Annotated in this window: 11 protein-coding genes; 8 read left to right on the plus strand and 3 right to left on the minus strand. The window is 35.8% G+C overall.

Annotated features, from left to right (window positions below; translation table 11 throughout):
• Nucleotides 1-3: 3 nt before the first annotated feature.
• The 5 genes from WC623_RS07920 to WC623_RS07940 all read left to right on the plus strand — a co-directional run bounded on the left by WC623_RS07920 (nucleotide 4) and on the right by WC623_RS07940 (nucleotide 5,506).
• Nucleotides 4-435, plus strand: coding sequence for a DoxX family protein (locus WC623_RS07920; RefSeq protein ID WP_372849712.1), 432 nt, complete (start codon nucleotides 4-6; stop codon nucleotides 433-435).
• Nucleotides 436-473: 38 nt separating this feature from the next.
• Nucleotides 474-1,076: a hypothetical protein gene (locus tag WC623_RS07925; RefSeq protein WP_372849714.1), complete on the plus strand. Its 603-nt coding sequence runs from the start codon at nucleotides 474-476 to the stop codon at nucleotides 1,074-1,076.
• 135 nt (nucleotides 1,077-1,211) lie between these two features.
• Entirely contained in the window at nucleotides 1,212-3,650 is a 2,439-nt protein-coding gene (locus WC623_RS07930; RefSeq protein WP_372849716.1) for a PIG-L family deacetylase, read from the plus strand.
• Between the two features lie 24 nt (nucleotides 3,651-3,674).
• Nucleotides 3,675-3,818 carry a hypothetical protein gene (locus WC623_RS07935; RefSeq protein ID WP_372849718.1) on the plus strand — a complete coding sequence of 48 codons (144 nt, stop codon included), beginning with the start codon at nucleotides 3,675-3,677 and terminating at the stop codon, nucleotides 3,816-3,818.
• Nucleotides 3,815-5,506 (plus strand): sodium:solute symporter, encoded by a 1,692-nt coding sequence (locus tag WC623_RS07940; RefSeq protein ID WP_372849720.1) that lies wholly within the window; start codon nucleotides 3,815-3,817, stop codon nucleotides 5,504-5,506. The genes WC623_RS07935 and WC623_RS07940 overlap by 4 nt, the downstream gene beginning before the upstream one ends.
• 10 nt (nucleotides 5,507-5,516) lie before the next feature.
• On the opposite strand, the gene WC623_RS07945 is transcribed toward WC623_RS07940, so the two are convergent.
• Nucleotides 5,517-6,308, minus strand: coding sequence for a hypothetical protein (locus WC623_RS07945; RefSeq protein ID WP_372849722.1), 792 nt, complete (start codon nucleotides 6,306-6,308; stop codon nucleotides 5,517-5,519).
• Nucleotides 6,309-6,634: 326 nt separating this feature from the next.
• Nucleotides 6,635-7,483, minus strand: a complete 849-nt coding sequence (locus WC623_RS07950; RefSeq protein WP_372849724.1) for a DUF2911 domain-containing protein — start codon at nucleotides 7,481-7,483, stop codon at nucleotides 6,635-6,637.
• A gap of 144 nt (nucleotides 7,484-7,627) precedes the next feature.
• Here WC623_RS07950 and WC623_RS07955 point away from each other — a divergent pair, with 144 nt between their 5' ends.
• Nucleotides 7,628-10,207, plus strand: a complete 2,580-nt coding sequence (locus WC623_RS07955) for a M1 family aminopeptidase (protein WP_372849726.1) — start codon at nucleotides 7,628-7,630, stop codon at nucleotides 10,205-10,207.
• On the opposite strand, the gene WC623_RS07960 is transcribed toward WC623_RS07955, so the two are convergent.
• Nucleotides 10,208-11,023: a hypothetical protein gene (locus WC623_RS07960; protein ID WP_372849728.1), complete on the minus strand. Its 816-nt coding sequence runs from the start codon at nucleotides 11,021-11,023 to the stop codon at nucleotides 10,208-10,210.
• A gap of 310 nt (nucleotides 11,024-11,333) precedes the next feature.
• On the opposite strand from WC623_RS07960, the gene WC623_RS07965 reads away from it, so the two are divergent.
• Together WC623_RS07965 and WC623_RS07970 are read left to right on the plus strand one after the other, a co-directional pair.
• Nucleotides 11,334-12,668 (plus strand): cytochrome ubiquinol oxidase subunit I, encoded by a 1,335-nt coding sequence (locus WC623_RS07965; RefSeq protein WP_372849730.1) that lies wholly within the window; start codon nucleotides 11,334-11,336, stop codon nucleotides 12,666-12,668.
• The gene (locus WC623_RS07970; RefSeq protein WP_372849732.1) at nucleotides 12,665-13,684 is read left to right on the plus strand and encodes a cytochrome d ubiquinol oxidase subunit II; all 1,020 of its coding nucleotides are present in this window, start codon (nucleotides 12,665-12,667) and stop codon (nucleotides 13,682-13,684) included. Before WC623_RS07965 ends, WC623_RS07970 begins: the two co-directional genes overlap by 4 nt.
• Nucleotides 13,685-13,844 lie beyond the last annotated feature (160 nt).

Below are 13,844 nucleotides of genomic sequence, written 5' to 3' on the forward strand. Positions count from 1 at the left end.
TTTATGAAAAGACTATTTAACACCAATTTGAATCAAGAAGCGCTCCACTTTATGTTGCTTATTTTACGTGTAGGTATTGCATCTTTTATGATGGTTCATGGTTATCAAAAACTAGGAATGCTTACTGCAGGCGGAGAAATTCAATTTGGTGATCCAATAGGAGTGGGTACGGCAACATCATTGTATTTAGCAGTATTTGCAGAGTTCTTTTGTTCTATTTTTTTATTATTGGGTTTTGCTACAAGATTGGCTACTATTCCATTAATTATTACGATGCTGATAGCAGTATTTATTGTGCATGCAGCTGATGGCTTTGATAAAAAAGAAATGGGGTTACATTACCTGTTGGTTTATGTTTTCTTATTGGTTGCAGGACCTGGAAAATATAGTATTGATCAAATGATCAGCAAAAGTTTATATAGCCGCAAACGTTAAGCAGATATTATTTTAGATCAAATACCGTTATAGCTGTTATGAAGAGAATAATGCTGTTATGCCTTACGGCTATCGTTATATCAAGTTGTGGTATCAATAAGCAAGCACAACAAATAAAAGCGCTTGAAAAGTGTACCTATAGAATCACTTCTGCCGATCAGGTTACCTTAGGCGGTGCTGATGTGAAGAAAATGATCGAAAAGGGTGATATCAATTTAGGAAGTTTACCAAGCTTAGCTTTGGGACTGCTTAGAAAAGATGTTCCACTAAGAGGTCGTTTAAATCTGGAGGTTAAAAATCCAACAGGTGATAATGCTTCGATCAATGAGTTTGAATACAAAATTTTGATTAACAGACAGGAGCTGGCAACAGGTTTTGTAAATCAACCTTTAAATGTTGCTGCGGGACAATCGTCTACTGTACCTGTTGATATGGAAATAAACGTTTATCCATTTGTTTCAAATAGCAAAGTAATGGGAGAGATTGCTGAATTTCTTAAGGGTGGAAAAAATGGAGGCCCTGAAAAGAAAGGAATTCTGACACTTAAAATCAGACCCAGTATTAAAGTAGGAAATACCCTGGTTAAATATCCTGGTTTTATCACTGTAGATAAAGAAGTGAGTAGTAAAATATTACTCTAACATTACTTAATCTTGCAGGATTGTTACGGAGTTTAATTCGCTTTTGAACTTCATCTCAATGATTTTAATTAATTTCGGAGGTTGTCTTGAAGACTGTATTTTAGTTTTTATGACAACCTCATTTAAAATCAGAATATGAAGTTTCGTTTATCCACGCTCTTTTTTATTGCGGTTACTCCTTTTTTTGCAACTGCACAAAATATGCAGCAATTAAATGCTGCTGAGATTAAACAAGGCCTTGAAGCCTTAAACGTTACTGGTAGTGTATTGTACATTGCTGCTCACCCCGATGATGAGAATACCCGTTTATTAGGTTATTTAGCCAAAGAGAAAAAAGTTAGAACAGGATATTTGTCGCTAACCAGAGGTGATGGGGGACAGAACCTGATCGGTAATGAACAGGCAGAACTGCTGGGATTAATCCGCACTCAAGAGTTGCTGGCTGCACGTCGTACGGATGGGGCAGAACAGTTTTTTACACGTGCCAATGACTTTGGTTTCTCTAAAAATCCAGAAGAAAGTTTCAAGATATGGGATAAGGCAAAAATCCTTTCCGATGTAGTATTGGTGATTCGTAAATTTCAGCCTGATGTTATCATTACCCGTTTCCCGGAAGATGGACGTGCCGGACATGGTCACCATTCTGGTTCAGCAATTCTTGCTCGTGAAGCATTTGTTGCCGCAGCTGATCCTAAACAGTTTCCTGAACAGCTCACTCTGGTTAAGCCTTGGAAAGCCAAGCGTATTGTATGGAACACTTTTAACTTTGGAGGGAACAATACTACTGCAGATGATCAGATGAAGATTGACGTAGGCTTATACAATCCTTTATTAGGTAAAAGTTATGGTGAAATTGCTGCGGAAAGTAGATCTAACCACAGAAGCCAGGGTTTTGGTGCAGCAAGACAACGTGGGACTTCAATAGAATATTTTACACCGGTAGCTGGTGAAAAAGCAACCAGTGATATCTTTGATGGTGTTGATTTCAGCTTAAACAGAATACCTGATAATGCTGCTATACAGCAATTGCTGGAAGAAATTAATAAGAATTATGATGCTGCTAATCCCTCCAGATCCATTAAAAGTCTTATCAAGTTAAGACAACTGGTAAAAGGCAAAGTCTTTAAGCATGAATTGCTAGATGACTTGATTCTTGCTTGTGCAGGAATCTGGTTTGAGAGTGCCGCAACTAATGCTTCTTATGCTTTGGCTGAGCCTGTAAGTGTAAAAGTACAAGGCATCTCAAGGGTGCCTTCTGATTTTCCATTGTCTGTTAGTTTGGAAGAAAAAAATACGGGGATTAAATTCGATTTATTACCTAATAAGTTTGTAAGCAGGGATAAAGAAATTGTTAACGCCAATATTGGTACTACACAAGCTTACTGGTTGGAGAAAAAGCATCCGCTAGGTTATTTCGTAGTAGATTCACTTAGTAAGATTGGAATGCCGGAAAATGGGCCAGCACTAACTGCAATTTTTAGGATCAAGATTGGTGATGAAGTGATTGAAAAGAAACGTGCGGTGATCTATAAATATACAGACCAGGTGCGTGGAGAGGTTTATCAGCCTTTGGTTATTGCTCCTCCGGTGACGGCTACTCTTTCTGAAAAAGCTTTTATATTTAATGGTAATGAGCCAAAAATTATTACCGTGTTGTTAAAAGGCTTTAAAGATCAGGCTTCAGGAATATTAGTGCCACAGTTGCCAACAGGATGGAAAGTGAATCCGCAGAAAGTTGATTTTAATTTGATCAAAAAAGGGGATGAGCAATCACTTACTTTTACCATTACGCCTGCCGGAAATACTATTGGAGGTAGTCTTTTGTTGAATGTCACGGTTGATGGTAAAACTTATAACAAAGGCTTACGTGTGATCAATTATGAACATATTCCGGTTCAAACGCTTTTCCCTTACTCGGAAGCAAGGCTGGATAAAGTTGACCTAAAATTTGCTGGAAAACGTATCGGTTACATCGCAGGTGCAGGAGATTTAGTGCCAGAATCTTTAAAACAAATCGGCTATGAAGTGATAAATCTGACAAATGACCAGGTAATCAATTCAGATCTTTCTGCTTTTGATGCGATTGTTGCTGGGGTTAGGTTGTATAATGTAAATGATCAGATAAAGAGCATGCAACCTAAACTCATGAAATATGTGGAAAACGGCGGGAATTTATTGATTCAATATAATGTAAACAATCCTTTAAAGATCGACAATATTGGCCCTTATCCTTTCCGTTTGTCGCGTGATAGAGTTACCGAAGAAGATGCTAACGTACGTATATTGACTCCTAAAAATGATATTTTAAATTATCCTAACAAGATTACGGATAAGGATTTTGAAGGTTGGATCCAGGAACGTGGACTTTATTTTGTTACTGATGCTGATCAAAAATATACTTCAGTTTTAAGCATGAATGATACCAATGAAACTGCTAAAACAGGTTCATTAATTGTTGCGAACTATGGTAAAGGCAGGTTTGTTTATACAGGTATTTCTTTTTTCAGACAGTTACCTGCTGGCGTACCTGGGGCCTACCGCTTGTTTGTAAACTTGTTATCTAATAAAAAGTAATTAAACATAACTGTTGCTAAGGATATGATAGAAAAGGAACCAATAGATGAAAAGGAACAAGATCTGCCTCCTTTTGTTAAGACCTGGAAACAGTTTTATCGCTTGCTGATTGGCTGGTTGATATTGTTGATTATAATTTTTTACGTATTTACAGTGTATTTCGGATGAGTGTTATAGATTGGTCAGTATTAGTCATTACACTCGTTGTAATTGTTGTTTACGGTGTATATAAAAGTCGTGGGGCACAAAATATACAGGGTTATCTGCTTGGTAATCAGTCTTTACCTTGGTATCATGTCTGTTTGTCGGTAATGGCTACGCAAGCCAGTGCCATAACTTTTTTATCAGCTCCTGGTCTGGCTTATTCTTCTGGAATGAGCTTTGTACAGTTTTATCTTGGGCTACCATTGGCCATGATTGTCCTATGTATCACTTTTGTTCCCATCTTTCATCGTTTAAAAGTTTATACCGCTTATGAGTATCTGGAGCAAAGGTTTGATTTAAAAACGAGGGCATTAACTGCATTCCTGTTTTTAATTCAAAGAGGACTTTCTACCGGAATTACCATTTATGCGCCTTCAATAATTTTATCTACGATATTAAATATCAATACTACTTATACGACATTGTTTATTGGTAGTTTGGTGATTTTTTATACAGTTTACGGAGGAACTAAAGCTGTTTCTTATACCCAGATGTTGCAAATGAGTATTATATTTTGTGGTCTGTTTGCCGCAGGAATAATGGTAGTACATCTGCTTCCAGGAGATATTGGCTTTGGAAGAGCTATTAGTATTGCAGGTAAAATGGGTAGAACAAATGCTATTGATTTTAAACTTGACCTGAATAATCAGTATACGGTGTGGACAGGGTTAATAGGAGGTTTCTTTTTACAACTTTCTTATTTTGGAACAGATCAAAGTCAGGTAGGAAGATACTTGTCAGGGGCTTCTGTTAGTCAGAGCCGATTAGGATTATTGATGAATGGATTGGTAAAAATACCTATGCAATTCCTGATTCTATTAATCGGTGTTCTTGTATTTGCCTTTTATCAATACAATCGACCGCCTGTATTTTTCAACAGTTTCGAATTAAATAAACTGGAAAATAGCAAGTATGCGCCAGAGTTAAATAAAATAAAAGCTGATTATAACCGTGTCTTTGAAGAAAAACAGGTTGAAGTCAATAAGATGAATGATGCACTTAATGCTGATGATAAAGCATTGATTGACCAGCAAAGAACAGCCTTGCAGCTTGCTGATGAAAAAGAAAAGTCTATCAGAAAAGAAGTGACGGATTTAATGCTTAAGAATGACGAGCATGCAAATATTAAGGATAACAATTATATTTTCTTGAGTTTTGTTACAGCGTATTTGCCTAAGGGATTAATCGGGTTATTGATTGCTATTATTTTTCTTGCTTCTATGGGCTCTACTGCAAGTGCATTAAATTCCCTGGCCTCAACAACTGTGATTGATATTTACAAAAGGCTGATTAAAAAGGATGCTTCAGATCATCAGTATCTACAGGCATCGAGGCTGGCAACCGTATTTTGGGGAGTAATATGTATCATAATGGCATTATATGCCAGTAAAATCGGTAATCTATTGGAAGCAGTAAATATTTTGGGATCTTATATCTATGGTACCATACTCGGGGTTTTCCTTGTTGCATTTTATGTAAAAAAAGTAAATGGAAAGGCTGTATTTATTGCTGCGCTATTAACTGAAGCAATTATCGTGATCATGGGACGTGCTGATGTTGTAGCGTATTTATGGCTTAATGTAATTGGCTGTTTGCTTGTCGTAATAATTTCATTGGTCATTCAGCAGATCATAAATGTGGGTAAGAGATAGTTAACCTATTCTAACCTGCCTTGAAATCCATTTTTTGCCAGTTTATTGCTTTTGTCTTAACAGCTTTGCCATCTGATATAAAAGCTTTTAATATAGCAGTAGGGTTAAAATCGATGGTGTTATAAAACATTTTTCCAGCGAAAGTATTTCTTAAGAACTGCAAGGAAATTACAATAACGCACAGACAACCCGGTTCAATCTCGAATTTAAATTGTTGCGGAGTTATAACCTTCGCTTGATATTGGTATTCTATTTCTGTCGATTGAATGGGATTGAAATAATGCTGCCCATTTGTCAGATCAAACATGCCAAGGCCAAAACTCATCATGCACTGGTCGATTTCTTTTGGGAAGTTAAATTCTTGAGGGAGTCGCATTTCTGGTATATTGATTTTTAACTGATTCCCTGTCACCTCCAATTCTGGACGTACGTGAAAAATATTCCTTACCAGGGAACCATGATTGAATTCAAAACCATTTAGTCTGTCAAAACTGTCATTATTGAAATTGAAAATACCTTTTTCTAGGTTTTTACACTGATTCAGAATATGTATTACTTCAGAATTTAAGCGATTTACCATTTCCCCGTCAGTAAATTCTGTAGTAATGGTAGAAAGATTATCCCTTAGGATCCTGGCCAATGTACTGGCTTTCCCAAAGATCTTGGCTGTGATTTTGCTGGGCTCAGTATGACTGGAGGGGGTAAAAACAGGAGTTTGCTGAATAACCTGCTTATTTCGATATTTCTTATATACAGTAGGGCCAATTTTGCCCGTAATAAATTTTCCGTCAACTCTGGCCATATTACATAGATTTGTGGTTTAATAAATACTCTGGCTCTGTGTTGTCCAGGAATAAGAAAGGGCAAATAGAGTGCCAGTTTAATGCAAATATCCTGGGTAATGTTGCTAAAAGGCGGGGTATATGCGGAGTATAGGCGGGCTCAATGCGGGCTATGGCCGACTGGTGAATCTCTATTACACAGTTGTCTTTTCGCCTCCAAATTCTGGAAGATAGAAACTGTATCTATCAATATTATAGGGGGCGGTATTAGTGCTTAACATCAAAAAAATGCCCTGCAAAATCTTTTAAAATCTTGCAGGGCATTTTTTTTAACTCTTTTATTTACTTATTTCTTTGCTTCTTTTAATAATTCAGTATGTAAACGGATATACTCCTGATTTTTAAGCTCTGTAGCAAGCTTTAAACCATCTGTTGCAGTTTTAGCTGCACCAGCTTTGTCGCCCATTTTCATTTGAATCCGTCCTTTCCACAATTTAATCCATGGTGCTTTTCCATCTGCTGCTTCAGCTGCATTTACCCATTCTAATGCTTTTTTCAGGTCTTTACCATTCGTAAAGTAATATTGCGCAGCCTGGAAATAAGGTTTTTTCTCACCTTTCATAGCTTCATCAATACTTGCCATTACGGTAGCATCGATATCAGAACTTAACTGCACATTAACTAAAGTGTTTTCCCACATCAACTGTAATTTTGCAGTAGTTGCTAATACATCAGCAAATTGAATGGTAAATGTTTCTACTTTCTCATTCAATTTGATGGCTTTAACTTTAATTCTTAAAGCATCGTCTGATGCTTTATATTCATAAGAGCCCCATTGCTTAGCACCTTTGTTGAAAATTACCGTCCACTCGTCTTTTCCAGGAATAGTAAATAATCCATATTCTCCAGCAGGAAGATCTTTACCTTCGATTTTTACAGCTTCAGAGAATGTAATTACAGTTGCTGAGTTTGCTCCCGTACGCCAAACAGATCCATAAGGTTCCATTGCACCAAAAATTTTACGTCCTTTCACATTCGGGCGTGAATAGTTAAGCGTGATTTTTCCCAAGGCAAAGTTTTGAGAAATAGTTTGATTTGTACTAGCCTGCGGCATTTTAAGACCTTGCGCCTGAACATCAATGCTCAGAACTACAGCTAGTGCTAAAAATAACATTGTTTTAAACGTTGTTTTCATATAATTATTCTTTGTTTTTAAATGTTACAAAGGTCTTAACAGACCTGATCATAAGTTTTGTCGATACTAAATTACATATCTGCTCTTGTATTGTATAGTTTAAATGTTGTATAAAGGGAAACTTGACGAATAAATTAGAAAATCATGCTTAAATTCGCTGTCATGGTAGGTTTTCGTTATTTCGTTTTCAGTATTTTTTTCTTTTGTTTATGTGCAGCTTCTATAAAATCATTAGCTCAGTCAGTGGAAACGGGCGTTTCAAGAGAATTGGCGCAATATAGGAAATCTGTAATCAGTAAAGTTAATTATACACTTGAGTTTGATATACCAGGGGAAAGAACAGCGAAGATTACTGCCAATGAGGTGTTGCGTTTTCATCTTGATAAAAAAGACCATGCTTTGCAATTGGATTTTAAGGAAGATAAATCAAAATTGACGAAGCTGACAGTAAACGGCCTGTCTGTCGACATACAACATGAGAAGGAACACCTGTTGATTCCTGCCAGATATTTGAAAAAGGGAATGAATGAGGTAAAGATAAAATTTCAATCTGGTGAGGGAGCGCTAAACCGGAACAATGAATATTTATATACACTGTTTGTACCTGACAGGGCGAGAACAGTTTTCCCTTGCTTTGATCAGCCTGATATTAAAGCAACTTATAACCTAACTTTAAAAGTGCCGGCCGATTGGAAAGCAATAGCTAATGCTCCATTAAAAATATCAACTGTATTAAATAATCGAAAGACTTACAAATTTTTAACCTCAGATACTTTAAGTACATATCTGTTTTCATTTGTGGCTGGGAAATTTGAGCAACAGATTGGAAAAGTAGGTAATGAGAAAGCTACTTTCTTGTATAGGGAGACAGATACTGGGAAAATAAGGCATAGTATAGACAAAATTTTTAAGATTCATGACGAGGCACTTATGTATTTTGAGGATTGGACAGACATCCCTTACCCATTTCAGAAATTTGATTTTGCTGCGATTCCTGACTTTCAGTTTGGAGGAATGGAACATGTTGGGGCTATTCAATATAAAGCTGCCAGCTTATTTTTAGATGGTACTGCAACCAGAGATCAGATTAATTCCAGAAACAACCTGATCGCTCATGAAACTGCTCATATGTGGTTTGGCGATTTGGTAACAATGAATTGGTTTACTGATGTGTGGATGAAAGAGGTGTTTGCCAATTTTATGGCTGATAAAAGTGCAGAAGGTAGTGTTGGTAAGGATGTGTTTGATTTAAAATTTTTACTAGATCATTTTCCGGCAGCTTATGGTGTAGATCGTACTACGGGTTCAAACCCTATTCGACAGCCACTGGATAATCTAAAGGATGCTGGCACCATGTATGGAAATATTATTTATCATAAATCGCCAATTATGATGCGCCAGCTGGAACGTTTAATGGGCAAAGAAAAGTTTCAGCAGGGGGTAAGAGAATATCTTAAAAAGTTTGCGAATAACAATGCTTCCTGGCCTGATCTGATTAGTATTTTGGATAAATATGCCGATGAAGATTTACAGCAATGGAATAAGGTTTGGGTAAATGAACCCGGACGTCCAGTTGTCGATTATTCCATTAAATATGAAGGGAGTAAAATTAGCAAGTTCAGGATTAAGCAAACTGCAGAATACGGTAAGAATAGGATTTGGCCTCAAATTTTTGAACTGAGTTTGCATTATAAGAATTATAGCAAGGAAATAACTGTCAACCTTAATGCAGCAGAAGTTGAAGTTAAAGAAGCAGAAGGCCTGGAGGCTCCTTTATTTGTGCTTTTCAATTCTTCAGGTCAAGGTTATGGCCTTTGGCCAACAGATCCTGCAATATTTGATCATTTGTACAGTATTGACAAGCCTTTAAATCGTGCAGTATCTTATATTTCACTTTATGAGAATATGTTGAATGGGAGATATATTAAGCCAGTTGATTTACTAAATCTTTTTATAAGTGGTTTAAACAAGGAAACAGAAGAGTTGAATGTTAAATTGATTAGTAATTATATCAGCACTATTTATTGGGAATTTCTAACTCGTCAAGATAGAGAGCGATTAAGTGAATCTCTGGAAAAACAAATTTGGAATGCTATGTTAGAACAAAAGGAGTCTAATACTAAAAAGCTCCTTTTAAAAACATATCAGGATATCTTTTTAAATACAACAGCTTACAGGCAATTGTATGAAATATGGAAAACAGGAAATGCACCTGAGGGTGTGAAACTTTCTGAGGATGATTTTACTACACTCTCTTTTTCATTGGCTTTAAGAACAGATAGTAGCACTGCTATATTGAATGAGCAATTGTTACGTATCAGTAATGCAGACAGAAAGAAAAGGTTTGAATTTATCATGCCTTCTCTTTCTGCTGATGTGAAGCAAAGAGATCTTTTTTTTAAGAGCCTGGAGTTGAAAGCAAACAGAGAAAAGGAATCTAATGTTGGAGTGGCATTGTATTATTTACATCATCCTTTGAGACAGGCTACATCTGTAAAATACCTTAAAAAAAGTCTTGATCTGTTGGAAGAAATTCAAACGACAGGAGATATATTTTTTCCGCAAAGTTGGTTACAGGCAACATTAGGCTATTACCAAAGTGCAGAAGCAGCTGAAATTGTGAATGAATTTTTAAAAAGCCATCCTGATTATAATCCTAAGTTAAAAGCTAAAATTTTACAGACAGCAGATCATCTCTTTAGAGCACAAATGCTTTTAAATTAATCATGATTCCAGGCGTTTGTATGTAATAGTTATACTTTGCTTCATTTTCGCACTGGTTAGTATTACCTTTGAGGGATAACCATTGTCATTATATTCGTAACTAATATCTATATTATTCTGAGGGCTTTCCTGATTAAGCATAGTTGTTAGATTATTGTTTTTACATTTCAAAAACCAATGTTCAAGCTGTAATGTAAATAAATCGCTAAAAGGGATATTACTACTAATCCCATTTTTGAGATCATAGGTATAAGCAATAGTCTTGTGTTCAGTACTGCTTATTTCAGATAAATTTAAAGATTCACTGTAGTATAGATCACTTGTTTTAATCAATTTTTTGTTGTTATTATAGTAATCAATTGTACCGATTCGTAGTTGATCATTATAGGTTAATGTGTAATATCCATTAGGGCTGGTACGATTAGTTATTGCATCATGGTCGAACGATTGTATTTTATTGGTTAGTTTTTTATCTTTTTGCTCATAGTAATCGATAAAAAATAGTTTCCCATTTTTATATTTTTCTAATTTTTGCGGAAAACCATCCGTATTATAGATTATAACAGTTTTATTTCCGTCTGAATCGACAATTTCTGTTAGCAGTGCAGTATTTTCTTTATACTTCAGCGTTAAAGTGGTTCCTTCAGCTTCTAGCTTTATAGGTATATATTCACCTTTATCTTTAGGCACAGGTAACGTAGGCTCTTCTTTTTTTGGTTTTGGTTCTTCAATTGGAGGTTTTGTTTCTTTTTTACAGGATAATAATACTATAAGTGCACAAAAGGCTACAAAATGTAAAGATTTAATACTTTTCATAATACTGTTGATTAGGTTTAATGTTTAGACCATTTTATGGTAGTGAACGTAATGATTATTGTATTGATAATAAAAATTTTTGCACATAAAATGTGATTTCATTTTTATTTGAGAAATAAATTATTTTTGTAGTGTTTTTTGATATAATGGGCTAAATGAAAATATTCTACGATAAACAACAGATTTATGCAAGAAAATATTTTCAGAGAAATATGTTAGAATTATGATAATCTTCAGGTGAAAAAAGCCTTTTCATACAAGATAAGCTGTACTTTTACGGTAAGATTTCTTTTGTACATAATTTTAAAATATGGACGATTTTCTAGCAGCTCGCCTTCAAATGGCCTTCTCATTGGGCTTCCACATTGTTTTTGCTTGTATTGGTATGGTAATGCCTTTTTTTATGACCGTAGCGCATTTTTACTGGCTTAAAACTAAAAAAGCCGTTTACAAAGATGTTACTAAAGCCTGGAGTAAAGGTGTTGCTATTTTCTTTGCTACTGGTGCGGTTTCAGGTACAGTATTGTCATTTGAACTTGGTTTACTTTGGCCGAAATTTATGGAGCATGCTGGACCGATATTTGGAATGCCATTTTCTTTGGAAGGGACTGCTTTTTTTATTGAGGCAATAGCTCTTGGGTTTTATTTGTATGGATGGAATAAGCTTAATCCGTGGTTTCATTGGGCTACAGGGGTAGTGGTTGGCTTGAGTGGATTAGCATCTGGTATTCTTGTTGTTGCTGCAAATGCCTGGATGAATAGTCCTGCGGGCTTTGATTATATCGACGGACAGTACTTAAACATCGATCCTATTAAAGCTATGTTTAATGATGCCTGGTTTTCACAAGCATTACACATGAGTGTGGCTGCTTTTGTATCCACCGGATTTGCTGTTGCAGGTGTTCATGCCCTTATGATTCTTAAAGGTAAAAATATAGGTTTTCACAGTAAGGCTTTTAAGATCGCAGCTATTTTTGGAACTGTAGCTGCCTGTTTGCAGCCTATAAGTGGTGATATCTCTGCTAAAGATGTTGCAGTGAGACAACCCGAAAAACTGGCAGCAATGGAAGCTCATTTTCATACTGAACGTAATGCCCCACTTATTATTGGTGGAATACCTGATACTTTAAATAAGAAAGTTGATTATGCAATTAAAATCCCTGGTTTACTGAGTTTGATGGCAACAGGTGATTTTAATGGAGAGGTTAAAGGTTTAGATAGTTTTCCTAAAGATGAACAGCCTCCAATTGCTGTTACACATTACGCTTTTCAAATTATGGTCGGCTTAGGTATGATTATGGTGCTCATAGCGGTTTTGTATTTTATTGCCTTATGGAAAAAAAGGAAATGGTTGGATAGTCGTTGGTTGCTACGATTGTTTGTCATAGCTACTCCATTGGGCTTCATTGCACTGGAAGCTGGGTGGACAGTTACTGAAGTTGGACGTCAACCATGGATCATTAGAGGAATAATGAAAACTGCTGATGCAGTAACCCCAATGCCGGGCATCGTTTATTCTTTTTATATGTTTACTGCTGTATATATATCCCTCTCTATCATTGTAAGTATGTTGTTATACAGACAGATTACCATGGTAGGTGATTTATACGATTCTGAAAACCTTTCAAAAGATAAGCCGTTATGATTTATGTAGTTATCGTGTTTCTATGGACATCCATTTTGTTATACATCTTACTTGGAGGAGCCGATTTTGGTGCGGGTATAATTGAGTTGATGACAGCTAAAGTTAATAAAGCTAAAACTCGTAAAACCATGTATAAGGCAATTGGCCCCATTTGGGAAGCTAATCATATGTGGCTCATTATTGCAGTTGTGATTTTGTTTGTAGGTTTTCCTAAAATATACACTACTGTTTCTGTTTACTTACATATTCCATTGGTATGTATGTTGTTAGGGATTATTGCAAGAGGAACTGCCTTTGTGTTTAGAAACTATGATGCTGTAAAGGATGATATGCAGAAAGTGTATACACCGATTTTTGTATATTCCAGCTTAATTACACCATTTTTTCTAGGTATTATAGCGGCTAGTGCTGTTTCTGGTTATATCGATCCACAGGCAAATGACTTTCTGTCGGCTTATATCTTTAGTTGGTTAAATTGGTTCTCTGTTGCTGTAGGTATCTTTACCGTTAGTATTTGCGGTTTTCTGGCAACAATTTTTATAATTGGACAAACTGATGAGGAGGGAGATAGAGCACATTTTGTGGGGAAAGCAAGACGCGCAATCTTTTTCGTAATGGCTTGTGGAGCATTGGTTTTTATTGCTGCTGCTGTTGAACATATTCCACTGGTGAACTGGATTTTTGGAGATACACCTGGAATTATTGCTATTGTTGCAGCTAGTTTATCATTAGTTGTAATGTTTTATGCCTTGAATGGAAATAAGCCGATATTGTTACGCTTATTGGCCGGTTTTCAGGTAACAATGATTTTATTTGCTGCAACATATTCACATTTTCCAGATATCATTTTACTTAAGAATGGTGAAAATCTTTCTTTAATGGCGCATCAGGGACAAGCTAAAACAATTGAAACATTAGGATATGCATTGTTGATTGGCAGCTTGTTCATTTTACCTGCATTGGTTTATCTGATTTATATATTTCAGACATCGAAGAAAACAGTTGCTGATCGCTAGAAAAATATTAACTAAATATCCATCTATTTTGGTTTTTGTGTAACAAATTTAGCGTACAACAGAAAACTGATTTTTTTTGTACTTAATTCGTGATCTTTTTAAAGAATTGAATGAAGTGTTTTTATTTTATATAGTAGAAACTATTAAACCTAAATCATTT

The organism is Pedobacter sp. (assembly GCF_041645105.1).
Taxonomy (GTDB): Bacteria; Bacteroidota; Bacteroidia; order Sphingobacteriales; family Sphingobacteriaceae; genus Pedobacter.